The organism is Nonomuraea terrae (assembly GCF_004348995.1).
Taxonomy (GTDB): Bacteria; Actinomycetota; Actinomycetes; order Streptosporangiales; family Streptosporangiaceae; genus Nonomuraea; species Nonomuraea terrae.
In genome coordinates this window covers 1-22,753 of record NZ_SMKQ01000150.1, presented here as the reverse complement: position 1 = coordinate 22,753, position 22,753 = coordinate 1, and the positions used below count along the sequence as shown (strand labels likewise).

General features: G+C 71.8%; 23 protein-coding genes. 16 read left to right on the top strand and 7 right to left on the bottom strand.

Annotated features, from left to right (window positions below; genetic code table 11):
• Window positions 1-36: 36 nt before the first annotated feature.
• Window positions 37-1,338 (bottom strand): DUF4331 domain-containing protein, encoded by a 1,302-nt coding sequence (locus E1286_RS33560; protein ID WP_246075431.1) that lies wholly within the window; start codon window positions 1,336-1,338, stop codon window positions 37-39.
• A 289-nt stretch (window positions 1,339-1,627) separates the two neighbouring features.
• Between E1286_RS33560 and E1286_RS33555 the strand changes: the two genes are divergently transcribed.
• The 3 genes from E1286_RS33555 (at window position 1,628) to E1286_RS33545 (ending at window position 6,051) form a co-directional block, all read left to right on the top strand.
• Window positions 1,628-3,334 carry an ABC transporter ATP-binding protein gene (locus tag E1286_RS33555; RefSeq protein ID WP_246075430.1) on the top strand — a complete coding sequence of 569 codons (1,707 nt, stop codon included), beginning with the start codon at window positions 1,628-1,630 and terminating at the stop codon, window positions 3,332-3,334.
• A gap of 191 nt (window positions 3,335-3,525) precedes the next feature.
• Window positions 3,526-5,178 carry a urocanate hydratase gene (gene hutU, locus E1286_RS33550; protein WP_223190663.1) on the top strand — a complete coding sequence of 551 codons (1,653 nt, stop codon included), beginning with the start codon at window positions 3,526-3,528 and terminating at the stop codon, window positions 5,176-5,178.
• Window positions 5,179-5,277: 99 nt separating this feature from the next.
• Window positions 5,278-6,051, top strand: a complete 774-nt coding sequence (locus tag E1286_RS33545) for a MurR/RpiR family transcriptional regulator (RefSeq protein ID WP_246075429.1) — start codon at window positions 5,278-5,280, stop codon at window positions 6,049-6,051.
• Here E1286_RS33545 and E1286_RS33540 read toward each other — a convergent pair.
• The 3 genes from E1286_RS33540 to E1286_RS33530 are packed head-to-tail and all read right to left on the bottom strand — an operon-like array spanning window position 6,031 to window position 8,282.
• Window positions 6,031-6,780: an ABC transporter permease gene (locus E1286_RS33540; protein WP_132618954.1), complete on the bottom strand. Its 750-nt coding sequence runs from the start codon at window positions 6,778-6,780 to the stop codon at window positions 6,031-6,033. The genes E1286_RS33545 and E1286_RS33540 overlap by 21 nt on opposite strands.
• A complete protein-coding gene (locus tag E1286_RS33535; protein ID WP_132618964.1) occupies window positions 6,777-7,727 on the bottom strand; it encodes an ATP-binding cassette domain-containing protein in 951 nt (316 codons plus the stop codon). The genes E1286_RS33540 and E1286_RS33535 overlap by 4 nt, the downstream gene beginning before the upstream one ends.
• 24 nt (window positions 7,728-7,751) lie before the next feature.
• Window positions 7,752-8,282, bottom strand: coding sequence for a PadR family transcriptional regulator (locus tag E1286_RS33530; protein ID WP_132618952.1), 531 nt, complete (start codon window positions 8,280-8,282; stop codon window positions 7,752-7,754).
• A 56-nt stretch (window positions 8,283-8,338) separates the two neighbouring features.
• On the opposite strand from E1286_RS33530, the gene E1286_RS33525 reads away from it, so the two are divergent.
• From E1286_RS33525 to E1286_RS33505, 5 genes are all read left to right on the top strand, one after another.
• Window positions 8,339-9,025: an SDR family oxidoreductase gene (locus E1286_RS33525; RefSeq protein ID WP_132618950.1), complete on the top strand. Its 687-nt coding sequence runs from the start codon at window positions 8,339-8,341 to the stop codon at window positions 9,023-9,025.
• A 43-nt stretch (window positions 9,026-9,068) separates the two neighbouring features.
• Entirely contained in the window at window positions 9,069-10,244 is a 1,176-nt protein-coding gene (locus E1286_RS33520; protein WP_132618948.1) for an allantoate amidohydrolase, read from the top strand.
• Window positions 10,235-11,557 carry a formimidoylglutamate deiminase gene (locus E1286_RS33515; RefSeq protein WP_132618946.1) on the top strand — a complete coding sequence of 441 codons (1,323 nt, stop codon included), beginning with the start codon at window positions 10,235-10,237 and terminating at the stop codon, window positions 11,555-11,557. Before E1286_RS33520 ends, E1286_RS33515 begins: the two co-directional genes overlap by 10 nt.
• Window positions 11,554-12,738: an imidazolonepropionase gene (gene hutI / locus E1286_RS33510; RefSeq protein ID WP_132618944.1), complete on the top strand. Its 1,185-nt coding sequence runs from the start codon at window positions 11,554-11,556 to the stop codon at window positions 12,736-12,738. The genes E1286_RS33515 and hutI overlap by 4 nt, the downstream gene beginning before the upstream one ends.
• A gap of 67 nt (window positions 12,739-12,805) precedes the next feature.
• Window positions 12,806-13,744, top strand: coding sequence for a sigma-70 family RNA polymerase sigma factor (locus tag E1286_RS33505; RefSeq protein WP_132618942.1), 939 nt, complete (start codon window positions 12,806-12,808; stop codon window positions 13,742-13,744).
• 227 nt (window positions 13,745-13,971) lie between these two features.
• Here E1286_RS33505 and E1286_RS33500 read toward each other — a convergent pair whose 3' ends face one another.
• Window positions 13,972-14,424, bottom strand: coding sequence for a MarR family winged helix-turn-helix transcriptional regulator (locus E1286_RS33500; protein ID WP_132618940.1), 453 nt, complete (start codon window positions 14,422-14,424; stop codon window positions 13,972-13,974).
• Window positions 14,425-14,485: 61 nt separating this feature from the next.
• On the opposite strand from E1286_RS33500, the gene E1286_RS33495 reads away from it, so the two are divergent.
• From E1286_RS33495 to E1286_RS33490, 3 genes are all read left to right on the top strand, one after another.
• Window positions 14,486-14,773, top strand: a complete 288-nt coding sequence (locus E1286_RS33495) for an antibiotic biosynthesis monooxygenase family protein (protein WP_132618938.1) — start codon at window positions 14,486-14,488, stop codon at window positions 14,771-14,773.
• Window positions 14,770-14,898, top strand: coding sequence for a hypothetical protein (locus E1286_RS51490; protein WP_281282801.1), 129 nt, complete (start codon window positions 14,770-14,772; stop codon window positions 14,896-14,898). The genes E1286_RS33495 and E1286_RS51490 overlap by 4 nt, the downstream gene beginning before the upstream one ends.
• Before the next feature lie 346 nt (window positions 14,899-15,244).
• Window positions 15,245-15,445, top strand: coding sequence for a hypothetical protein (locus tag E1286_RS33490; protein WP_132618936.1), 201 nt, complete (start codon window positions 15,245-15,247; stop codon window positions 15,443-15,445).
• 248 nt (window positions 15,446-15,693) lie between these two features.
• Here E1286_RS33490 and E1286_RS33485 read toward each other — a convergent pair whose 3' ends face one another.
• Window positions 15,694-16,260 carry a TetR/AcrR family transcriptional regulator gene (locus tag E1286_RS33485; RefSeq protein ID WP_132618934.1) on the bottom strand — a complete coding sequence of 189 codons (567 nt, stop codon included), beginning with the start codon at window positions 16,258-16,260 and terminating at the stop codon, window positions 15,694-15,696.
• Between the two features lie 81 nt (window positions 16,261-16,341).
• Between E1286_RS33485 and E1286_RS33480 the strand changes: the two genes are divergently transcribed.
• Complete coding sequence (locus E1286_RS33480) at window positions 16,342-17,145, top strand: alpha/beta fold hydrolase (RefSeq protein WP_132618932.1); 804 nt, start codon at window positions 16,342-16,344, stop codon at window positions 17,143-17,145.
• Window positions 17,146-17,155: 10 nt separating this feature from the next.
• A complete protein-coding gene (locus E1286_RS33475) occupies window positions 17,156-17,929 on the top strand; it encodes an MOSC domain-containing protein (protein ID WP_165970027.1) in 774 nt (257 codons plus the stop codon).
• Here the strand turns inward: E1286_RS33475 and E1286_RS33470 are convergent.
• Window positions 17,913-18,839, bottom strand: coding sequence for an ABC transporter substrate-binding protein (locus E1286_RS33470; RefSeq protein ID WP_132618930.1), 927 nt, complete (start codon window positions 18,837-18,839; stop codon window positions 17,913-17,915). The genes E1286_RS33475 and E1286_RS33470 overlap by 17 nt on opposite strands.
• Window positions 18,840-19,043: 204 nt before the next feature.
• Here E1286_RS33470 and E1286_RS33465 point away from each other — a divergent pair, with 204 nt between their 5' ends.
• The 3 genes from E1286_RS33465 to E1286_RS33455 form a co-directional block, all read left to right on the top strand.
• A complete protein-coding gene (locus tag E1286_RS33465) occupies window positions 19,044-20,354 on the top strand; it encodes an ammonium transporter (protein WP_132618928.1) in 1,311 nt (436 codons plus the stop codon).
• Window positions 20,351-20,689, top strand: coding sequence for a P-II family nitrogen regulator (locus E1286_RS33460; protein WP_043616024.1), 339 nt, complete (start codon window positions 20,351-20,353; stop codon window positions 20,687-20,689). Before E1286_RS33465 ends, E1286_RS33460 begins: the two co-directional genes overlap by 4 nt.
• Before the next feature lie 157 nt (window positions 20,690-20,846).
• On the top strand, window positions 20,847-22,753 hold a 1,907-nt coding region (locus E1286_RS33455; RefSeq protein WP_132618926.1), incomplete at its 3' end, for a [protein-PII] uridylyltransferase.

Below are 22,753 nucleotides of genomic sequence, written 5' to 3'. Positions count from 1 at the left end.
GGTGGGGTGCCGCCGTGCGGGGCGGCAGGTGGTGGGTCAGCCTTGGGCGGCGGCGGTGTTGCTGGGCAAGGGGATGTACGGGAACGACGGGAGCAGGGGCTTGTCGTTCCCGTCGACCTTGTCCGTCAGGCCGGGGACGAGTCTGCCGGTCAGGGCGGCGCCGGCCACGGCCTGGAGGGAGATGTCCACGACGTCGTCGCCGAGGCGGCGGCCGTTCGGGAAGCCCTGGAGGTCGCCGGCGAGGACGCCGAGCCGGTTCGGGTCCTTGGACGGCGGGATCGCCATGTTGAGCCGGAGCATCTCCGACGGGCGGAGCTTGGCCGCGTCCCGGTTGAGGGTCTGGGAGTTGAGGTCGGCCTCGATGGGGCCGTTGGCCTTGGCGATGCCGGTCAGGAAGATCTCCACCAGGTCGTCGCGCGGGGTGGCGGGCGCCTTGATGCCGTAGATGCCTTCGAGGAGCCGGGCCACCTCGGGGTCGGTGACGCGCTTGACGAGCGCGGGCACGCCGGCGTCCTTGTCCGGGGGCAGCGCGTTGAACGCGTCCTTGAGCCCGGCGGGCGCCACGACCTCGTTGACCAGCGGGTTGCCCAGGCGCGAGACCTGCACGAACCGGTGGCCGTTGTGCTTGTCGGTGGTGGACCAGACGCCGATCACCGGGTTGCGCCTCACGTCGCCCTTGACGGCCAGGTCGGACGCGGGCACCTGCACGGCGAGGGTGTTGACGTTGTAGCCCCTGGTGGTGTCCTGGCCGACCTCGGACAGGTCGCCGCCGTAGAGCAGGTCGAACACCCGCAGGTCCAGGAAGAACGCCTCGTCGGACTGGCCGGCGAACGCCTTGCCGCCCGCGGGCAGGCTCCTGATGGACTGGGCGCGCAGCCTGCCGTAGTCGGGCATGGAGGCGGGGCCGACGTTGCTGGGAGCGACGACGCCGTCCGGGACCAGGGTCCGGGTGCCGCCGTGGGTGATGCGCTTGAGGGTGTAGCGCTGGCGGTAGAGCAGGTTCGGGTCGTCCAGCGAGGTGACGGGCCCGTTGTTGTACAGGAACGTGCTGGTGCCGCGCTTGTCCTCGTCGCGGAACGTCCACTGGTAGGTGATGTCCGGCTTGGCGTCGCCGTTGTTGTCGATCTTGATGTTGTAGCGCGACTTCGTGTCGAACGTGTAGAAGTTCGGGCCGCCCTGCGGCTCCTGGAACGGGATCCAGTTGGCCATCAGGGTGACCGTGCCGGCCTTGTCGGGGCTGACGAACGCGTACACGTCGGTGTTGTCGTTGCGCGGGTCGCCCGCGATCATCGGGGCCTCGCGGTGCGAGGACGCGGTGCCGGAGTCGGTGCGGAGCACGGCCGCCGACGACGCGGCGAGTGCCGCGGCGAGGCCGAGTCCGACTAGAGCGTCGCCGGTTGGTCCGGAGCTCCATGGTCGGTCCTTTCGCAAAGGCTGATGGGCAGAGGTTCCGGCCGGGTTCCTCGACGCCCTATTCGTCCGTGGGCCGCGTCTGGATGTCGTCTCCTCCCTGAGAATGAGCGTCAACAATGGTTGACATACTTAGGTCGTCAATTTAGGTTGACCGGTGCGGAATCCGCGGCCTCGTTCGTTGCGGCGGATGAGACATGTCGTGAAAGGAGATGCGGTGGTCAAGGAACTGCTCGCCTATGTCCGCCCGCACCGGAACATCCTCGTCCTGGGTGGCTTACTGGGCCTGATCGGCTCGGCGGCGGGCCTGGCCATGCCGCTGCTGGCCAAATACGTGGTGGACGCCTTCGGGGAGAACCGCTCGATGTCCGGGCCGCTGGTCTGGCTGACCGTCGCGGTGCTGGCCGGCGCGGTCGTGAGCGCCGCGGGAACCTATCTGATGGAACGCACGGGCGAGGGCATCGTGCTCGGCGCCCGGCGCAGGCTCGTCGACCGCATGCTCCGGCTCAGGATCGCCGACGTGGACCGGCTCAAGCCCGGCGACCTGCTGTCGCGGGTGACGGGCGACACGACGCTCCTGCGGTCGGTGCTGACCAACGGGATCGTCGAGTCCGTCGGCGCGGTGTTCATGCTCGTCGGCGCGATCGTCATGATGGCCGTCATGGACGGCGTGCTGCTGCTGGTCACGCTGCTCGTGGTGGTGCTGATCGGCGGCCTCGTCAGCCTCATCATGCCGCGGATCCAGCGGGCGCAGACCCAGGCCCAGGAGGCCGTGGGCGAGATGGGCGCGGTGCTGGACCGGGCGCTGCAGGCGTACCGGACGGTCAAGGCCAGCGGAGCCGAGGAGCGGGAGATCGCGATGGTCGCCGAGGCGGCGGGACGCGCCCGCGACCGGGGGCTGCGCGTCGCCGGCTGGACGTCGCTCGCGGGGGTGGCGACGTTCATGGCGGTGCAGATCGCGTTCGTCGCCGTGCTGGGCGTCGGCGGAGCGAGGGTGGCCTCCGGCGCGCTGGAGGTGTCGTCGCTGATCGCGTTCCTGCTCTACCTCTTCTACCTCGTCGCGCCGATCGGTCAGCTCGTCACGGGCGCCGTCCAGCTCCAGCAGGGGCTGGCCGCGCTGAAGCGGATCAAGGAGATCGAGGAGCTGCCCGCCGAGCCGGTCGGCACCGCCGTACGGGCGTCCGCCGAGCCGGTCGGGCTGACGTTCGAGAACGTTGCCTTCCGGTACGGCGACGACCGCCCGGTCGTGCACGACGGCGTGAGCTTCGCGGTGCCGCCCGGCGGCCTGACCGCCCTGGTCGGCCCCTCGGGGGCGGGCAAGTCGACGGTGTTCGCCCTGATCGAGCGCTTCTACGAGCACCAGGGCGGCACGATCACCATCGGCGACCGTGACATCCGCGACTGGCCGCTGACCGAGCTGCGCGCGGTGCTCGGCTACGTCGAGCAGGACGCCCCCGTGCTGGCCGGCACGCTGCGGGAGAACCTGCTCTTCGCCGCCCGCGACGCCACCGAGGACGACCTGCGCGACGCCCTCGCCCGCACCAGGCTGGACGACCTCGTGGCCCGGCTGCCCGAGGGCCTGGAGACGCCGGTCGGGCACCGCGGCCTGCTGCTGTCGGGCGGAGAGCGGCAGCGCGTGGCCATCGCCAGGGCGCTGCTGCGCAAGGCCCGGCTGCTGCTGCTCGACGAGGCCACCTCGCAGCTCGACGCGGTCAACGAGCTGCGGCTGCGCGAGGTCATCGCCGAGGCGGCCAAGGAGACGACCGTGCTCGTCATCGCCCACCGCCTGTCCACGGTGACGGGCGCCGACCGGATCGTGGTCATGGACCGCGGCCGGGTGCGGGCGGTCGGCACCCACGACGAGCTGGTGGGGGAGGACGACCTCTACCGGGAGCTGGCCGCGACCCAGTTCCTCGTGGGGTAGCCGCCGGACGTGGGCCACTGCAGGTGCGGGGGTCGTGGGCCCGTTGTAGGCGCGGGGTCCGCGACCTCCAGCGGACCGCTGGACGCGGCCCGCTGGAGGCGCGGACCCCGCTGCCTGCAACGGCCCGCTGAACGCGGGCCGTTGTAGTCTGCGGGTGACATGGGTGAATGTTCTCATTCAGGAGGGTCACGATGAGCCGCAGCGTCCGGGCGCCGCGAGGCACTGCGATCACCGCCAAAGGGTGGCCGCAGGAGGCCGCGCTCCGCATGCTCCAGAACAACCTCGACCCCGAGGTCGCCGAGCACCCCGAGCAGCTGGTCGTCTACGGCGGCTCAGGCCGGGCGGCACGCGACTGGGCGTCGTACGACGCGCTGGTCAGGACGCTGACGACGCTGGAGGGCGACGAGACCCTGCTGGTGCAGTCGGGGCGGCCCGTGGGCGTCTTCCGCACCCACGAGTGGGCGCCCCGGGTGCTCATCGCCAACTCCAACCTGGTGCCCGACTGGGCGAACTGGGAGGAGTTCCGGCGTCTGGAGGCGGCCGGGCTCACGATGTACGGGCAGATGACCGCGGGCTCGTGGATCTACATCGGCACCCAGGGCATCCTCCAGGGCACCTACGAGACGTTCGCGGCCGTGGCCGCCAAGCGCTTCGGCGGCTCGCTGGCCGGCACGATCACGCTCACCGCCGGCCTGGGCGGCATGGGCGGCGCCCAGCCGCTGGCCATCACCATGAACGGCGGGGTGGCCATCTGCGTCGACTGCGACCCCCGCTCCGTCACCCGCCGCATCGAGCACCGCTACCTCGACGTCCAGGCGGCCTCGCTGGAGGAGGCGCTGCGGCTGGCGTACGAGGCGCGCGACGCCCGCAGGCCGCTGTCGATCGGCGTCGTCGCCAACGCCGCCGAGGCCGTGCCCGATCTGCTCGCCAGGGGCGCCGAGATCGACGTCGTCACCGACCAGACCTCGGCCCACGACCCGCTCGCCTACCTCCCGGTGGGCGTCGCCTTCGAGGACATGGCGGCCGAGCGCGACAAGGACCCGGCCGGTTTCACCGAGCGGGCGCGGGCGTCGATGGCGCGGCACGTCGCGGCCATGGTCGGCTTCCAGGACGCCGGGGCCGAGGTGTTCGACTACGGCAACTCGATCAGGGGCGAGGCCAAGCTGGCCGGCTACGCGCGGGCCTTCGACTTCCCCGGGTTCGTGCCCGCGTACATCAGGCCGCTGTTCTGCGAGGGCAAGGGGCCGTTCCGGTGGGCGGCGCTCAGCGGCGACCCGGCCGACATCGCCGCCACCGACCGGGCGATCCTGGAGCTGTTCCCGGACAACGAGCCGCTGGCCAGATGGATCCGCAAGGCGGGCGAGAAGGTGCACTTCCAGGGCCTGCCGGCGCGCATCTGCTGGCTCGGCTACGGCGAGCGCGACGTCGCCGGCGAGCGCTTCAACGACATGGTCGCCTCCGGAGAGCTGCAGGCGCCGATCGTGATCGGGCGCGACCACCTCGACAGCGGCTCGGTCGCCTCCCCCTACCGCGAGACCGAGGCCATGGCCGACGGCTCCGACGCGATCGCCGACTGGCCGCTGCTCAACGCCATGCTCAACACCGCCTCCGGCGCCTCCTGGGTCTCCATCCACCACGGGGGCGGCGTCGGCATCGGGCGTTCCATCCACGCCGGGCAGGTCACCGTGGCCGACGGCACCGCCCTCGCGCGCGAGAAGCTCAACCGCGTGCTCACCAACGACCCCGGCACGGGTGTCATGCGTCATGTGGACGCCGGTTACGACGAGGCGGCGCAGGTGGCCGCCGAGCGTGGCGTGCGCATCCCGATGCGTGAGTCACTCTGAAAGGGATGAGAAAACCGGTGCCGGTGCGTTGGAGGTTGCGTGGCGGACGGATATCACGGTGGGCTGGGTTTGCTGCTGGATGGCCGGAGGCTCTCGCCCGTGCAGCGCAGGATCGCGCACTACCTGAGCGAGCATCTGGATGAGGCGATCTTCCTGTCCAGCGTCGAGCTGGCCGAGCGGGCCGGGGTCAGCCAGCCGTCGGTGACGAGGTTCGCCATGGTGCTCGGCTTCGCCGGCTATCCGGAGCTGCGCCAGGCGCTGCGCCCGCTGGTGCTCGGCGGGGGCGCCTTGGAGCCGCAGGAGAGCCTGCTGCGCGGGGCCATCGACCGTGAGATGCGCAACCTCGCCGTGGTGCGGGAGCGCCTGCAGGCGTTCCCCCTCAAGGAGCTGGGCGAGCACCTGGCCGCGACCGAGCCGCTGCCCGTGGTGGGACTGCGGGTCTCCTGCGGGCTGGCCACCACCTTCGCGTACTACGCCCGGCGCATCCACCCCGACGTGCGGCTGCTCACGCACGGCGGGTCGGAGCTGGTCGACGGGCTGCACGCGGCCCGCAGAGCCGGGGCCGAGTGGGTGGTGGCCGTGGTGCTGCCGCGCTACCCGCGCGAGGCCGTGGAGGCGCTCGAGTACGCCGGGAAGCTGGGCCTGCGGGTGGCCGTCATCACCGACCGGCCCGACTTCCCCGCCGAGATCGTGCTCGACGCGCCCGTCAGCGACCGGCTCGTGTTCGACTCCCACGCGGCGCCGCTCGCGCTGGCCATGGCCCTGGTGGAGGCCATGGCCGACGCGGTGCCGCTGCGCACCCGGGCCCGGCTGGAGGAGTACGAACGCATGACCGACGAGGCCGGGACGTTCCTAACCGGCGATCTTCCGTAGCGAGCGCATCGACCAGATCGTGGTGAGCACCGCCAGCCCGAGGAAGACCGCGAACGCGATCGGGATCGACGGGTCCGACAGCCGCCCGCCGAACAACGCCCGCCCGGCCTCCACGGCGTGGTAGAGCGGGTTGAGCGGGGCCAGGAACTGCATCCACCCGGGCGCGAACGAGATCGGCAGGAACATCCCGGCCAGCAGCATGATCGGCAGCATGAACAGGTTGAGCGTCTGCGACATGCCGTTCTCGTCGCGCACGGTCAGCGCCAGGCCCTGCGACAGCCCCGAGGCGAACAATCCGGTCGCCGCCATGAGCAGGAGCACCAGCACCAGCTCCACGGCGCCGATCCGCACGCCCATCGCCATGGCCACGACCAGCACGAGGACGGCCTGCAGGACCAGCACGAGCATGTCCTTGGCCACCCGGCCGAGCACGATGGCGGGCCGCCAGGCGGGGCTGACGGCGTAGCGCTCCAGCGTGCCGTCGCGCAGCTCGGCGATGAGGCCGAACCCGGAGAACAGCGCGCCGAAGACCGCGATCATCATCATCGCGGCCGGGGTGAACATGCGCAGCGCGTCGACCGTCGTGCCGCCCGGCGTCATGGTGCGCAGCAGCGGCGCGTACATCAGCAGATACAGCACCGGCTGCATGATGCCGAACAGCGGCCAGATCGGGTTGGCGAACTGCTTGCGCAGCTCGTAGCCGGTGAACAGGACGGTGTGGCGGATCATGCGGCGGCTCCCGCGTCACGGAGGGTACGGCCGGTCTTGGCCAGGAACACGTCGTCGAGGGTGGACCGGTCGAGCGCGATCGAGGTCAGCGCGACGCCCTGCTCCTCCAGGGCGCGCAGCAGGCCGGGCAGGGCGTGCTCGCCGTCGTCCACGTAGACGCGCAGCAGGTCGTCGTCCACGCGGGTCTCGCGGGCCAGCGCCTTGACGGTGTCGGCGGCGCGGCCCGGCTGGTCGGTCCTGAGCGTGATGACGTCGCCGGACACCTCGCGTTTGAGGTCGGCCGGGGTGCCCTCGGCCACCACGAGGCCGTGGTCGACGATCATCAGCCGGTCGCACAGCGCGTCGGCCTCGTCGAGGTAGTGGGTGCTGAGCAGCACGCTCGTGCCCGACTCGCGCAACTGCCTGATGCGGTCCCAGAGGTTCGCGCGGTTCTGCGGGTCGAGGCCGGTGGTGGGCTCGTCGAGGAAGAGCAGCGGCGGACCGTGCACGAGGCCGATCGCGATGGCCACGCGCCGCTTCTGGCCGCCCGACAGCGTACGGCCGGGGCGGTCGGCGAGCTCGGTCAGGCCGAACCGGTCGAGCACCTCGGCGGTCGCCCGGCCCGGGTCGGCCACGCCGTGGATCCGGGCGGCCATCATGATCTGGGCGCGGGCGTTCACGGTGTCCTCGACCCCGCCGGCCTGGCTGACGTAACCGAGGCGCCGCCGGACCGCCGCGGGCTCCTTGAGCAGGTCGTGGCCCGCGATCACGGCCGTCCCCGCGTCGGGGGTGATGAGGGTGGCGAGCATGCGGATCGTGGTGGTCTTGCCCGCGCCGTTGGGGCCGAGCACGCCGAAGATCTCGCCCTTCTCGACGTCGAGGTCGACGCCGCGGACGGCCTCGACGGTCTGCACGCCTTTCCTGCTCCTGGTGGTGAACGTCTTCCGCAGGCCGTGTGCCTGGATGATCATGGGGGGGGTTCAGCTCCTTCGTCAGGGCAACTCGCCGGACTCGACGCGCGGGATCGCCTGCTCCACCCAGTCGAGCTGGGCCTGGAGCATGGCTCTCATCAGGCGGAGGTTCTCGTTCACGTGGGCGGGAGCCCCGTGGCGTTGCTTGGCGCCGACGGCCCGCGCGACGGCCTCGACGTTCGTCGCCAGCTGCAGCCTGCGCTCGTGGAGCGCGGCGACGACGTCCTCCTTCTGCAGCTTGTCGATGAACGTCAACGCCACCTGGAACGGGTCGATGATCGGCTGGACGGTGGTCCAGGACCCCATCAGCAGCCGGTAGAACTCCATGCGTCCGGTGTCGTTGATCGCGTAGACCACCTTGCCGCCCTTGCCCGCCTCCACGACGTCGACGAGACCCTCGTCGGCCATCTTGCCCAGGCCGTGGTAGATCGAGCCGAAGGCCACGTTGGCCCACTGGTCGGCCCCCATGAACTCCAGACGGCGGCGGACGCCGTAGCCGTTCATGGGGCCGTCCAGGAGGGCGCCGAGGATGAGGATGCGCGTCGGTGACATATGCTCAAGTTTGAATACAAATTTGAGTAACCGTCAAGGGTCAATAAGCTGCTGGCATGACTGAACGACCGACGGCGCTGGTCACCGGCGCTTCCCGCGGTGTCGGCGCGGCCGTCGCCCGCGCCCTGGCCCCCACCCACGACGTCCTCCTCGGCGGGCGCGACGAGCAGGCCCTCGCCGCCCTGGCGGCCGAGCTGCCCGGCGGCCGCGCCTGGCCGGTGGAGCTGACGGCCGTCACCGAGGCCGACGTCGCGGGCGTCGAACGGCTCGACGTGCTCGTCCACAGCGCGGGCGTCGCCGAGCTCGGCCGGCTCGCCGACCAGCCGGCCGACGCGTGGCGGCGGACGATGGAGGTCAACGTCGTCGCGGTCGCCGAGCTGACCCGGCTGCTGCTGCCCGCGCTGCGCCGGGCCGGCGGCCACGTGGTGTGCGTCAACTCCGGCGCCGGCCTGCGCGCCAACCCCGAGTGGGGCGTGTACGCGGCCAGCAAGTTCGCCCTGAAGGCGTTCGCCGACGCCCTGCGACTGGAGGAGCCGGCCCTCAGGGTCACGACGGTCTATCCGGGCCGCGTCGACACCGACATGCAGCGCGGCGTGCGCGACTACGAGGGCGGGCCGTACGAGCCGGGCAAGTACCTGAAGGCCGAGACGGTGGCGCGGGCGGTGCTGGCCGCCGTCACCGCCGGCCCTGACGCCCACCTCACCGACCTGACCCTCCGCCCGAGCGGCGGTCCCGTGAACTGAGCCCCCTTCCTCGGTGAATGGCTCCATTCATTACAGTGGGGCCATGCTTGAGCCACTCGCGCACATCGGACGAGATCCCGGCACCGGCGGCTATCTGCGGGACGCGTGGTCGCCCGCCGACCTGGAGCTGCGCGAGTGGTTCGCCGGTGAGGCCGCGCGGCGCGGTCTCGCCCTCCGCGAAGACCGCAACGGCAACCTCTGGGCGTGGTGGGGCGACCCGTCCCCGGCCCGCCCGGGGGTGGTGACCGGCAGCCACCTCGACTCCGTCCGCCAGGGCGGCGCGTACGACGGCCCGCTCGGCGTCGTGTCCGCCTTCGCCGCGCTCGACGTCCTGAGAGAACGCGGCGTCGAGCCGTCCGCGCCGGTGGGCGTCGCCTGCTTCACCGACGAGGAGGGCGCCAGGTTCGGCGTGCCGTGCGTGGGGTCGCGGCTGCTCACCGGCGTGCTCGCCCCCGAGCGGGCGCTCGGGCTCACCGACGACGAGGGCGACACGCTGGCCGACGTCCTGCGCAAGGCCGGCCGCGACCCTGACGCGCTCGGGCGCGACGACGAGACCCTGCGCGCCGTCGGCGTGTTCGTGGAGCTCCACGTCGAGCAGGGCCGCGGGCTCGTCGCCGAGGGCCGGCCCGTGGGCGTGGCCGGCGCGATCTGGCCGCACGGCCGCTGGCGCTTCGACTTCCGCGGCCGGGCCGACCACGCGGGCACGACCAGGCTGGTCGACCGCGACGACCCCATGCTGCCGTTCGCCCGCCTGGTGCTCGCGGCCCGCGAGGAGGCCGAGCGGCTCGGCGTCGTCGCCACCGTCGGCAAGGTGCGCGTCTCGCCGGGCAACGCCAACGCCATCCCCGGCCTGGTCTCGGCCTGGCTCGACGCTCGCGGCCCCGAAGAGCGGGCGGTGCGCGAGCTGGTCGCCGCCCTCACCGGCGCCGCCGCCGTACAGGAGGAGTCGTGGACCCCCGAGGTGCGTTTCGACGCGGCGCTGCGCGACCGGCTGGCCCGCGTGGCCGGTGCGCAGGATCGGGGCGAGCCCGCGCCGATCCTGCCCACCGGCGCCGGTCACGACGCCGGGATCCTCGCCGCCGCGGGCGTGCCGAGCGCCATGCTCTTCGTACGGAACCCGACCGGCGTGTCCCATTCCCCGCAGGAGCACGCCGAGCGGGCAGACTGCGAGGCGGGAGTGGTGGCGCTCGCGGACGTGCTGGAGGACCTGTGTCGCTGACCTACTGGTGCGAGCGGGCCTGGCTGCCCGACGGGGTCGCCGACGACGTGCTCGTCGAGATCGACGGCGACCGGATCACCCGCGTCGAGCAGGGCCCGCCCGGCACGGCCGAGCAGTTGCCCGGCCTGACGATCCCCGGCCTGGCCAACGCCCACTCCCACGCCTTCCACCGGGCGCTGCGCGGCGTCGTCCAGCAGGGCAGGGGCGACTTCTGGACCTGGCGCGAACGCATGTACGAGGTGGCCGCCCGCCTCGACCCCGACTCCTACCTGCGCCTGGCCCGCGCCGTCTACGCCGAGATGGCGCTGGCCGGTGTCACGTGCGTGGGCGAGTTCCACTACCTGCACCACGCCGCCGACGGCCGCCCGTACGACGATGCCAACGTCATGGGCCACGCCCTCGTCAGTGCCGCCCGCGAGGCCGGGCTGCGCATCGCGCTGCTCGACGCCTGCTACGTCTCCGGCGGCATCGGCGCGCCCCTCGCCGGGCCGCAGCTGCGCTTCAGCGACGGCGACGCCGACCGATGGGCGGTCAGGGCGGAGGAGCTGGCGGCGGCGTACAAGGGGCAGACCGACGTGCTGGTCGGCGCGGCCATCCATTCGGTCCGGGCGGTGCCGCCGGAGCAGATGTGCGTCGTCGCCGAGTTCTCCCACCGCCACGCCGCGCCCCTGCACGCGCACGTCTCCGAGCAGCGCGCCGAGAACTCCGCCTGCGTGGAGACGTACGCCGCCACACCCGTCCAGGTGCTGCACGAACGCGGGGCGCTCGGGCCGCGCTCGACTGTCGTGCACGCCACGCACCTGACCGACGTCGACGTCGAGCTGATCGGCCACTCCGGCACCTACGTCTGCATGTGCCCCACCACCGAACGCGACCTCGCCGACGGCATCGGCCCGGCCAGGGCGCTGGCCGACCGGGGCGCGCGCATCACGCTCGGCTCCGACAGCCACGCCGTGATCGACCTGTTCGAGGAGGCCAGGGCGGTGGAGCTGGACGAGCGGCTGGCCACCGAGACCCGCGGCCACTGGCCCGCCGCCGACCTGCTGGAGGCGGCCACCGGGGCCGGCCACACCTCCCTCGGCTTTCCCGACGCCGGCATGCTGATGCCCGGCGCCTGGGCCGACCTGGTCACCGTGCGACTCGACTCCGTGCGCACGGCGGGCGCCGGCGGCCTGGAAGCCGTGGTGTACGCGGCCACCGCGGCCGACGTGCACTCCGTGGTCTCCGGCGGCCGGCGCGTGGTCTCCGGCGGCCGCCACGTGCTCGGCGACGTCGGCGCCCTGCTGGCCGAGGCGATCGGGGCGCTGCGATGACCACCACGCTGATCGACCGCGTCGGCCTGCTCTACACCGGCGACCCCGAGCGCGAGGAGATCGCCGACGCCGCGCTCGTCGTCGAGGACGGCCTGGTCGCCTGGACCGGCCCCGCCTCCCAGGCCCCCGACGCCGACCGCCGGGTGGACGCGGAGGGCAGGGCCGTCATCCCCGGCTTCGTGGACAGCCACGCCCACCTCGTCTTCGCCGGCGACCGCACGGCCGAGTTCCAGGCCCGCATGTCCGGCGAGCCCTATACGGGCGGCGGCATCAGGACCACCGTCGCGGCCACCCGCCGGGCCGGCGACGCCGAGCTGGTCGCCCGCGCCCGCCGGCTGGTGCGCGAGATGCTCACCCAGGGCACGACCACCGTGGAGATCAAGAGCGGCTACGGGCTGTCCGTCGAGCACGAGCGGCGCTCCCTGGAGATCGCCTCCCGGCTGACCTCCGAGACCACCTTCCTCGGGGCCCACGTGGTGCCCGACGACATGGACGCCGACGATTACGTCCGGCTCGTCGCGGGTGACATGCTGACCGCGTGCGCTCCCCACGCCAAGTGGGTGGACGTGTTCTGCGAGCGGGGCGCCTTCGACGGCGACCAGACGCGCGAGATCCTCACGGCCGGGCTGAAGGCCGGGCTCGGCGCGCGCGTGCACGCCAACCAGCTCACCGAGGGGCCCGGCGTGCGGATCGCCTGCGAGCTCGGCGCCGCCTCGGCCGACCACTGCACCCACCTCACCGACGCCGACGTGGAGGCGCTCGCCTCATCGGGGACGGTCGCGACACTGCTGCCGGGGGCGGAGTTCTCCACCCGGTCGCCGTATCCGGACGCGCGGCGGCTCATCGACGCGGGCGTGAGCGTGGCGCTGGCCACCGACTGCAACCCCGGCTCCTCCTACACCTCCTCGATGCCCTTCTGCGTGGCGCTCGCCGTGCGGGAGATGCGCATGACGCCGCTGGAGGCTGTCAGGGCCGCCACCCGCGGCGGGGCCCGCGCGCTGCGCCGCACGGACGTAGGGTGGTTGCGTCCCGGCGCCCGCGCCGACCTCGTCGTGCTCGACGCCCCCTCCTACGCGCATCTGGCCTACCGGCCCGGCGTTCCCCTCGTTCACCAGGTGTTCCGCGGCGGCCTCCTCCTTGAGGAGGACATCCAGAACCCTCCCCCGGTCGTAGTGCTTTAGGGAATCTTTGCATCTGGCCAAACGTTGCCGGGATATAGAACGCAGCTGCGGAACGAGGTGCCTGGGGATGGCAAGGCCTACGGGGAGTCGCACGCAGGAGCAGCATGTCGCGGAGCGCGATCTGCTGGGGACATATCTGGCCGAGATCGGCCGGGTCCCGCTGCTCACGGCGGAGGAGGAGGTCGACCTCGCCAAACGGATCGAGGCGGGCCTCTTCGCCGAGCAGCTGCTCGACGGCGGGGGGACGGAGCCGCGCATCGCAGACGCGGCCGACGAGGAACTGGAGCGGCTGGCGATATCGGGCCGGCGTGCGAAAGACGAGTTCATCCAGGCCAACCTGCGCCTGGTGGTGGCGGTGGCCAGGAAATACTCCGGCCGGGGGATGCCGCTGATCGATCTGGTGCAGGAGGGGAACCTGGGCCTGGTGCGGGCGGTGGAGAAGTTCGACTACCGGCGGGGATACAAGTTCTCCACGTATGCGACGTGGTGGATCCGGCAGTCGGTGGGGCGGGCGATCCACGAGCAGGCCCGGCCGGTGCGCCTGCCGACGCACGCAGGGGAGCAGATGACCCGGCTGATGCGGGTGCGCCGCGACCTGTTGGCGGAGTTCGACGCCGAGCCGACCGACGACGACCTCGCCGCGATCCTGGAGCTGCCGATCGAGCGGGTGCGGGAGCTGCGGCGGTGGGCGTCCGACCCGGTCTCGCTCCAGCTGGGGGTCGGCGACGAGGACGAGACCGAGCTGGGTGACATGATCGCCGACGAGACGTGGGCCGATCCTGAGCAGCAGGCCATCGACATCCTGGAGCGGGAGCGGCTCGACCAGTGGCTGACCGGTCTGGAGGGCTCCACCAGCGAGATGCTGCGGTGGCGTTACGGGCTGGTCGACGGGCGCGAGCACACGCTGACGGAGGTCGGCGAGCGCTACGGCATCGGCCGCGACCGCGCCCGCCGCATCGAACGCGACGCCCTGGCCCGCCTGCGCAAGATGGCCACCGCCGCGTGAGCGGCGCTTTCGTCTGAGGGTGTGCGGCGCCCGCTGTCCCGTTCGGCCGGGCGCCGCTGCTGACTTTCCCTTCGATCAGGGATGAACAGCCTTTTTGGCTACCCCCTCGGGCCGGGCGCCGCGATGCGTGCCTCCGGCCCGCTGGACCCGCCGTAGGCCGGTGGGGCCGCTGGGCTCCCGCCGGGTGATGTGCCGCGAGATCTGACGCCGCGCGGGGCTGGCAGCGGTCACTTCGCTCTCGTCTGGCGCTCGGCGACCAGTTTGAAGACGCGCTTGAACTCCGCGTACGCCTCCTCGCCGACCGCCCGTGCGTGCTTGGCCTCCATCTCCGCGAGGAGGGTGTCCGACTTCACCATGTGATCGCGGCCGAGCTCGGTCGGCACGATGAGCTTCGCCCTGCGATCGGCTGGATCCGGCTGCCGCTCCACGTACCCGAGCGCCACGAGCTCGTCCACCAGGGTGCCGATCACCTGCTTGTGCTGGCCCGACCGCACGGCCAGGTCGGAGGCCCGGCTGCCCTCCACGTCGAGGTAGGCCAGCACGGCCCCGTGCCGCGGCCTGACCTGGGGGTGGCCCATCTCCGACAGCCGGGAGAACAGCTCTTTCTGCAGGCTGAACAGCGTCCGGCTGGACAGGATCCCCAGGTCGGGCATCTCACGCTTACGCTCGCTCCTGTGCACTGCAGGCTCCCATTTAGTCATAAATCTTGACTATCACTAATGCTGACTATATCGTCATCGCATGACGACGACAGTAGAACTCACCAGGTTCCGCGTCTCCGCCGAGCATGCGACGGACCTCGTGGCCGCCCGTGGCCCGATGATCGCGGACTTCCAGGCCGACCGGGACGGATTCCTGGGCGCCAAGCTGGTCCAGCTGCCCGACGGCGAATGGCTGGACATCGTGGAGTGGCGTTCGCCGGCCGACTTCGCGGCCTCCCGCGCCAAGGGCGGCGACCTGCCGGGAATCGAGGCCTTCTTCGCGCTGATCGACGAACTCGTTTCGGTGGAGGAGGGCACATTGCGATGACCATCCTGATCACCGGCCTCCACCACCCGGAGACGCTCAACCAGGCGTTCGAGGGCGTGGACACGGTGTGGCTCCTGGTCGCCATGGGCCCGGACTCCACACACGCCAGCAGCAACGCCGTCTGAACGGCCAGAAGGGCGGGCGTGCGGCACATCGTCCGCATGTCGCCATCGGCGCGGGCCACGACGCGCCGACCCGCAACGGCCGGCTGCACGTGCTGTCGGACATCGAACTCGCGGCCTCGTGGTCTCGGCTGGACCGTCATCCGGCCATCGTTCTTCATGCAGAACGCTCTCGGCTCGGTCGACGGCGACACCTTCTACGGCGCTCCTGGGCAGGGCCGCGTCGGCATGACCGACGTGCGGGACATCGCCGACTTCGCCACCGTCGTGCTCCGTGACCCCGCGCCCCACCAGGGCGGAACGTACACCGGGCCTGCCCACCGGCTGCGCGTATTACGTGGTGTACGTCGTGGCGATCACGCCGACCTACCCGACCGCCGGCGGCGAGGTGGAAGCCTGGTCGTCGAGGCAGCCCTGCAACAGGTGGCATTCGGACACGGTTCTCTTCCGGGATGAGAACACCCTGTGGACGTATGTTTCCAGGATCACCGTCTCCAACGGCAGCGGCGTGAAGGTCGGAAGCCTGGAGAGCCCCAGGGTCTGGATCTGAACCACCCTGCGTACGCCGCCGTTCTCGTCTGGCGACTTGTCCGGTGATACGGCGGGTCCAGCGGGCCGGAGGCACGCATGGCGGCGCCCGGCCCGAGGGGGTTCCCTGAAAGGCTTGTGACGACGGAAACCACCTGGGTGGGAACATCGGCAGCGACGCCCGCCCCGTCCGAGGGAACGCGGGCGGGGGTGTCGGCAGCGGCGGCCGGCCCGAACCGGCCCCCCCGAAGTGCGGCCGGTGGAGCTGGGTCAGCCGTTGAGCAGGCGGCGGAGGAACTCCTCCACGGCGGCCTCGGCGGTCCGGTGGTCGCCGCCGCGGGCGACCAGCAGGGCGCTCTCGTTGACGGCGGCGAGCAGCATGTGGGCGTGCAGGTCGAGGAACTGGGCAGGGATCGCCCCCGTCGCCTGCAGCGCGGCCTTCAGCATCCCGAACGAGTAGCGCTCCTCCATGGCCCGCCAGCGCTCCCACCCCAGCACCGCCGGCGCGTCCAGCAGCACGATGCGCTTGATCACCGGATCACCCGCCAGGCGGATCCAGGCCAGCGTGCCCGCCCGGAGGGTCTCGATCGGGTCGTCGATCCCGCGCACGGCTTCGACGATCTGTGCCCCGATCGACCTCTCGGTGGCTTCCAGCACGGCCGCGAACAGCGCTTCCTTGCCCGCGTAGTGGTGGTAGAGGGCCCCGCGGCTCAGCCCCGACTCCTGCAGGACCGTCTCGATCGAGGTGTCGTCGTACCCCCGGTCTGCGAAGAGCCGCGTGGCGATGGCCAGGACCCTGTCGCGGGTGGCCGCGCCACGTTCCGCCTTGAGGTTCATGGATCCACGATAGACAAACCGACTCATGGTCGGTAATTTGCTATACCGACAGTTGGTCTGTAATCGCGAAAGGAACCCCCCATGGACGGCATCAGTTACGTCGACGTCGGCCAGGGTCCCGTCGCCCTCTTCGTGCACGGCGTCGGCACCGGCTCCCACCTGTGGCGGCACGTCGTCGCCGAGCTCAAGGACGAGCGCCGCTGCGTGGCGGTCGACCTCCCGCCCCACGGCGGCAGCGCGCCGCGCGACGACCTGTCCATCCCCGCGCTCGCCGAGATCGTCGAGGAGCTCTGCGACCACCTCGGCCTGAGCGAGGTAGACCTCGTCGCCAACGACACCGGCGGCGCGGTGGCCCAGGTCTTCGCCGTGCGCCACCGCGAGCGCCTGCGCACGCTCACCCTCACCAACTGCGACGTCCACACCAACACGCCGCCGGAGAAGTTCCGCCCCACGGCCGAGCTGGCCGCGCAGGGGCGATTGGCCGCGCTCACCGAAGCCGTGCTCGACCAGCCGGAGCTGGTGGCTCGGACGGCCTTCGGCGACTCCTACGAACGCATCGACGACCCGGCGGCGGTGGTGGACGCCTACCTGCGGCCGATCTTCGCCAAGCCGGGCGGCGGGCGGGCGTTCGAGCGCCTGGTGGCCTCCATCGACGCCGAGGACATGGTCGCCATCGAGCCGCGGCTCAGGGCGCTGACCGTGCCGACGCTCGTCGTGTGGGGCACCGGCGACGCGTTCTTCGACGTGAGCTGGGCGCGCTGGCTGCGCGACACGATCCCCGGCGTCAGGCGGGTGGTGGAGATCGAGGGCGGGCGGCTGTTCTTCCCCGAGGAACGGGCGGGGGAGCTGGTTCCGCACCTGCGCGCGTTCTGGGAGCGGCCGTAGGCTCGGCGGCATGCATGTCGAGACGCTGCGCCGTTATCCCGTGAAGTCGATGCTGGGCGAGGAGGTCGCCGAGAGCGAGGTGAGCGAGCGAGGGCTGGCCGGTGACCGCGAGCGGGCCGTGCTCGACGTCGCCACGGGGCGGATCGCCACCGCGAAGAGCCCGAGGCTGTGGCGGGCCCTGCTGACGGTCGAGGGGGCTCGGGCGCCGGGTGACGCCGAGCTGTCGGCGCTGCTCGGGCGTGAGGTGCGGCTGATCGACGTGCCGCCAGAGGGCGCCGCCTACGAGCGGTCGGTGCCGGAGCAGGTGCTCGCCGAGGGCGTCGAGGCGGAGGTGTCCCACACCGTCGGCACGCTGGGCGCGGCCGCCCCGCCCGGCACGTTCTTCGACTACGCGCCCCTCCACCTGATCACCACGTCCACGCTGGAGCGGATCGCCGCGCTCGGCCCGAGCGGACACGTCGAAGCCCTCCGCTACCGGCCCAATCTGGTGATCGCGACCGAGGCGGAGGGCTTCGTGGAGAACGGCTGGATCGGCCGGGAGCTGCACGTCGGCGACGACGTGGTGCTGCGGGTCATGGTGGCCAGCCCCCGGTGCGCCGTGCCGACGCTGGCGCACGGGCCGCTCGGCCGCGACCCCGACGCCCTGCGCACGGTGGCCCGGCACAACCGGGTCGAGCCGCTGCCCGGCATGGGGGAGCAGCCGTGCGCGGGGGTCTACGCGCGGGTGCTGCGCCCCGGCCGGATCCGCAAGGGCGAGCGCGTACGGCTCACGTCAGCGGCGTGAGGTGCTTGTCGAGGTCGTCGAGGATCTTGTTGGCGGCGGTGACGCCGATGCCGGTCATCCAGATCTCGTCGTCCACGTTGTAGGCGTGGCCGGCCTTGACCGCCTTGAGGTTCTGCCACAGCGGCCCGGCCGTCACCTCGGCCTGCGACTTGGCGGCATCCTCGCCGAACGCGCTGTAGAAGATGGCGTCGCCGTCGGCGTCGGCGAGGTTCTCCTGGCTCAGCTTGGCGAAGCGCCTGTCCTGCGCGCCGGTGAGCAGCTGCACCTCCGGCCGGGGGATGCCGGCGTCGCCTAGCACGATCCCGGAGAACGAGTCGGGCCCGTAGATGCGGATCTCGGTCGGACGGAACCGCACGATGCTGACCTTGATCGAGGAGAACTTCTCGCCCTCCTTCTTGGCCCGCGTCTCGTAGGCCGACAGCAGCTGCTGTGCCTGCTCCTTCTTGCCCAGCGCCTCGGCGTCGAGCAGGAAGTTCTCCTTCCACGTGATGCCGACGCGCTCGGTGAACACCGTCGGCGCGATCTTGTTCAGCTTGTCGTAGAAGGCGGCCTGGCGGAACTTGGAGCCGAGGATGAGGTCGGGCTTGAGCGCGGTGATGGCCTCGAGGTTCGGCTCTCCGAGGGTGCCCACCTGCTTGACGTTCGCCAGGGCCGGGCCGAGGTACTCGGGCCAGGTCTGGTTGCCCTCGGCCTGGGCGGCGCCGACGGGTGTGACACCCAGGCTGACCAGCGAGTCCAGCTTGTCGGTGTCGAGGACGATGACGCGTTTCGGCGTCATGGGCACCTGGGTTACGCCCATGGAGTGCTTGACCGCCCGGGTGGGGCCGGTCTCCTGCGTCGTGGTGGAGGTGCCGCACGCGGCGAGGGTGATGAGCGGAAGCATGGCAACGAGAGCCAGGCGAAGTCGCATGGGCGTTCCTGTTCGCTTAGGTTAGGCGACCCTAAGTATGACATGCCCGATATCGCGGAGCCTCAAGGCGTCTCGTGAGGCGACCGAAACGCCGCCGAAACACCGTCGCGGCGAGATTCACGAATGTGAAACACACCTGGTCGAGCCACGAAACCCCGGCCGAACACGCTGTGGCCACACGTCACACGTAAGGAGGGTCGCGTCGTGGAGATCGATGGCGGCACTACTGCCTGGATGCTCGTGGCCACCGCCATGGTGCTACTGATGACTCCGGGCCTCGCGCTGTTCTATGGCGGCATGACCAGGGCCAAGAGCGTCCTGAACATGATGATGATGTCGTTCGGCGCCATCATCGTCGTGACCGTCGCCTGGGTGCTGTTCGGGCACTCGCTGGCGTTCACCGACAACCCGAGCTCGGCGATCAACAACTTCGTCGGCGGCTTCGACGCTCTCGGCCTGCAGAGCCTGGTGGACACCGCCACCAAGGACGACGGCACCGGCATGCCGAGCCTGATCTTCTCCGCCTTCCAGCTGACGTTCGCCATCATCACGGTCGCCCTGATCAGCGGCGCGATCGCGGACCGGGCGAAGTTCGGCGCGTGGATGCTCTTCGGCGTCCTGTGGGTCACGATCGTCTACTTCCCTGTCGCGCACTGGGTCTGGGGCACCGGCTGGCTCAACACGATGGGCATCGAGGACTTCGCGGGCGGCACCGTCGTCCACATCAACGCCGGAGCCGCGGCCCTGGCGCTGGCCCTGGTCATCGGCAAGCGCCAGGGCTGGCGCAAGGAGCCGATGCGCCCGCACAACCTGACCATGGTCCTGCTCGGCGCGGGTCTGCTGTGGTTCGGCTGGTTCGGCTTCAACGCCGGCTCGGAACTCGCCGTCGACGGCACCGCCGCCCTGGCGTTCATCAACACCCAGATCGCCACCGCGGTCGCGGCCGGCGCCTGGATCGTGGTGGAGAAGCTGCGTGACGGCCACTCCACCAGCCTGGGCGTCGCCTCCGGCGCCGTCGCCGGTCTGGTCGCCATCACGCCCGCCTGTGGTTTCGTCGACCCGTGGGCCGCCGGCGTCATCGGCCTGTTCGCTGGTGCGATCTGTGCCTACGCGGTCGGCCTGAAGTACAAGTTCGGCTACGACGACTCGCTCGACGTCGTGGGCGTCCACCTGGTGGGCGGCGTCGTCGGCGCCGTCTCGCTCGGCTTCCTGGCCGCCTACCCGTTCCTCGACCAGCAGAGCGAGGGCCTGTTCTACGGCGGCGGCTGGGGCCAGCTGGGCCTGCAGGTCCTCGGCCCGATCGCGGTCGGCGGCTACTCGTTCATCGTCAGCTGGGTGCTGGGCAAGATCATCCACAAGACGATGGGCTTCCGCATCACCACCGAGGACGAGGTCACCGGCATCGACATCACCACCCACGCCGAGACCGGCTACGACCTCGGCACCATCCACGCCTCCGGCGTGTCGTCCCCCAACGGCCCGCTCACCCCCGCTCCTAAGAAGGTGGACGCATGAGGCTCATCACCGCGATCATCAAGCCCTTCAAGCTCGATGACGTGAAGGCCGCACTTGAGCAGTTCGGCATCAAGGGCATGACCGTCAGCGAAGCGAGCGGCTACGGCCGTCAGCGCGGTCACACCGAGGTCTACCGCGGCGCCGAGTACCAGGTCGACCTGGTGCCGAAGGTGCGGCTGGAGGTCCTGGCGGAGGAGGACGACGCCGAGGACGTGATCGACGTCATCGTCAAGGCCGCCCACACCGGCAAGATCGGTGATGGCAAGGTCTGGTCCGTGCCGGTCGACACCGTGATCCGTGTGCGTACGGGAGAGCGGGGTCCGGAAGCCCTGTGAGGGATTGGCAGCGAGGCGAGGACGCGGATCAGGGGTGCGTCCTCGCGGAGCGAAGCCGGCGCGGCACCAACTCGCGGCGCCGCCCGGACGACGCCGTCCGGCCGGCGCCCGGCGGGCTTTTCACGAAGGAACCGGGCCGCGCCGAAGGGGAGCAGCAGTGAGGGGAGAGGCCCGTTCGTACGCCGCGGCCCGTAAGGAGCGGACCGCCGACACCGACCGCTGGCTCAAGGATCTCTTCCGTACGGCGAGCGACGGCGAGCAGGTCTCCCTGGTCGCCGTCGGCAGCCTCGGCAGGGCGGAGCCGGCCCCAGGGAGCGACCTCGACCTGGTGCTGCTCCACAACGGCCGGGCCGACGTGGCGCGAATCGCCGACCGCATCTGGTACCCGATCTGGGATTCGGCGGCCACCCTCGACCACTCCGTGCGCACCGTCGAGGAGGCGGTGTCCGTCGCCCGGCAGGATCTCAAGGCCGTGCTCGGCCTCATCCAGGCCCGGCACGTGGCGGGCGACCCCGACCTGACCAGGAAGGCCAGGGAGGCGGTGCTCGCCGAGTGGCGCGCCGACTCCCGGCGCAGGCTCGGCGAGCTGCGCGAGTCCGCCGACAAGCGCGCGCAGGTCAGCGGCGAGCTGGCCTTCCTCCTCGAACCCGACCTCAAGGACGGCCGCGGCGGGCTCCGCGACGTCCAGGCCATGCAGGCCGTGGCCGCGGCCTGGGTCGCCTCGGCGCCGGGGCCGCGGGCGCGGGAGGCGTACGAGTTCATCCTCGACGTGCGGCACGCGCTGCACCTGGTCACCGCGCGCGGCACCGACCGGCTCGTCCTGCAGGAACAGGACGCGGTCGCCGGGCTGCTCGGCCTGCTCGACGCCGAGGCGCTGATGCGCAGGCTCGCCGAGGCGGGCCGGACGATCGCGCACGCCTTCGACGCGACCTGGCGCACGGTGGACAAGCTGCTGTCGGGTCCCGCCCCGCGCGGCCGCCGTCCGCTGGCCGACGGCGTGGTCGAGCACGGCGGCGAAGTCGTGCTGGCCAGAGGCGTCAACGTGCCCAAGGACCCGGTGCTGGTGCTGCGCGCCGCCGCCGCGGCGGCCGACTCCGGGCTGCCGATGGCGCCCGCCACGGTGTCCGTCCTCGCCTCCAAGTCGCCACCCATGCCGGTGCCCTGGCCCGAGGAGGCCCGCGACGCGCTGGTCTCGATCCTCGGCGCCGGCCGGGCCGCCGTGCCCGTGTGGGAGGAGCTCGACCAGGCCGGCATCCTGGTCAAGCTGCTGCCCGACTGGGAACGCGTGCGCCACCGCCCGCAGCGCAACCCCATCCACCGCTTCACCGTCGACCGGCACCTCATCGAGGCGGCGGCCAACGCCGCCGGCCACACCCGCGAGGTCTCCCGCCCCGACCTGCTGCTGATCGCGGCGCTCCTGCACGACATCGGCAAGGGCTGGCCGGGCGACCACTCGGCGACCGGCGAGATCGTGGTCCGCGACATCGCCGCCCGCATCGGCCTGCCTCCGCAGGACGTCGACACGCTGGCCACCGTCGTACGCCACCATCTGCTGCTGCCCGAGACCGCCACCCGGCGCGACCTCGACGACCCCGTCACCATCGAGAAGGTCGCGGGCACCGTCGGCTCGCGCGAGGTGCTCGACCTGCTGGCCGCGCTCGCGGTCGCCGACGGCAACGCGACCGGCCCGGCGGCCTGGAACAGCTGGAAGGCCGGGCTCGTCGCCGACCTCGTGCGCCGGGTCAGGTCCGTCCTGGCGGGCTCGCCGCCGCCCAAGCCGCCCATGCTCTCCGAGCAGCAGGCCGCGCTGGCCCGCCACGGCGGTGGCGCCGTCCGGGTCAACGGGGGAGCGGTCACGGTGGTCGCCCCCGACCGCGTCGGCCTGCTGTGGAGCGCCGCCGGGGTGCTCGCCGCCCACCGCCTCGTCGTCCGCTCCGCCTCGGCCGCCTCCGCCGGCTCCACGGCGATGATCGAGTTCTCCGTCATCCCCGAGTACGGGTCCCCGCCCGACCCCGCGACCCTGGAGGCCGATCTCCGTCTCGTCCTTGCCGGCCGTCTTGACAC

Excerpts from the sequence above, each read along its gene's own strand:
- E1286_RS33495 (WP_132618938.1), top strand. The coding sequence starts at position 14,486 with ATGACGACGACAGTAGAACTCACCAGGTTCCGCGTCTCCGCCGAGCAT.
- E1286_RS33505 (WP_132618942.1), top strand. The coding sequence starts at position 12,806 with ATGGCAAGGCCTACGGGGAGTCGCACGCAGGAGCAGCATGTCGCGGAG.
- hutI (WP_132618944.1), top strand. The coding sequence starts at position 11,554 with ATGACCACCACGCTGATCGACCGCGTCGGCCTGCTCTACACCGGCGAC.
- E1286_RS33530 (WP_132618952.1), bottom strand. The coding sequence starts at position 8,282 with ATGTCACCGACGCGCATCCTCATCCTCGGCGCCCTCCTGGACGGCCCC.
- E1286_RS33480 (WP_132618932.1), top strand. The coding sequence starts at position 16,342 with ATGGACGGCATCAGTTACGTCGACGTCGGCCAGGGTCCCGTCGCCCTC.
- E1286_RS33520 (WP_132618948.1), top strand. The coding sequence starts at position 9,069 with ATGCTTGAGCCACTCGCGCACATCGGACGAGATCCCGGCACCGGCGGC.
- E1286_RS33540 (WP_132618954.1), bottom strand. The coding sequence starts at position 6,780 with ATGATCCGCCACACCGTCCTGTTCACCGGCTACGAGCTGCGCAAGCAG.
- E1286_RS33475 (WP_165970027.1), top strand. The coding sequence starts at position 17,156 with ATGCATGTCGAGACGCTGCGCCGTTATCCCGTGAAGTCGATGCTGGGC.
- E1286_RS33525 (WP_132618950.1), top strand. The coding sequence starts at position 8,339 with ATGACTGAACGACCGACGGCGCTGGTCACCGGCGCTTCCCGCGGTGTC.
- E1286_RS33470 (WP_132618930.1), bottom strand. The coding sequence starts at position 18,839 with ATGCGACTTCGCCTGGCTCTCGTTGCCATGCTTCCGCTCATCACCCTC.
- E1286_RS33485 (WP_132618934.1), bottom strand. The coding sequence starts at position 16,260 with ATGAACCTCAAGGCGGAACGTGGCGCGGCCACCCGCGACAGGGTCCTG.
- E1286_RS33460 (WP_043616024.1), top strand. The coding sequence starts at position 20,351 with ATGAGGCTCATCACCGCGATCATCAAGCCCTTCAAGCTCGATGACGTG.
- E1286_RS51490 (WP_281282801.1), top strand. The coding sequence starts at position 14,770 with ATGACCATCCTGATCACCGGCCTCCACCACCCGGAGACGCTCAACCAG.
- hutU (WP_223190663.1), top strand. The coding sequence starts at position 3,526 with ATGAGCCGCAGCGTCCGGGCGCCGCGAGGCACTGCGATCACCGCCAAA.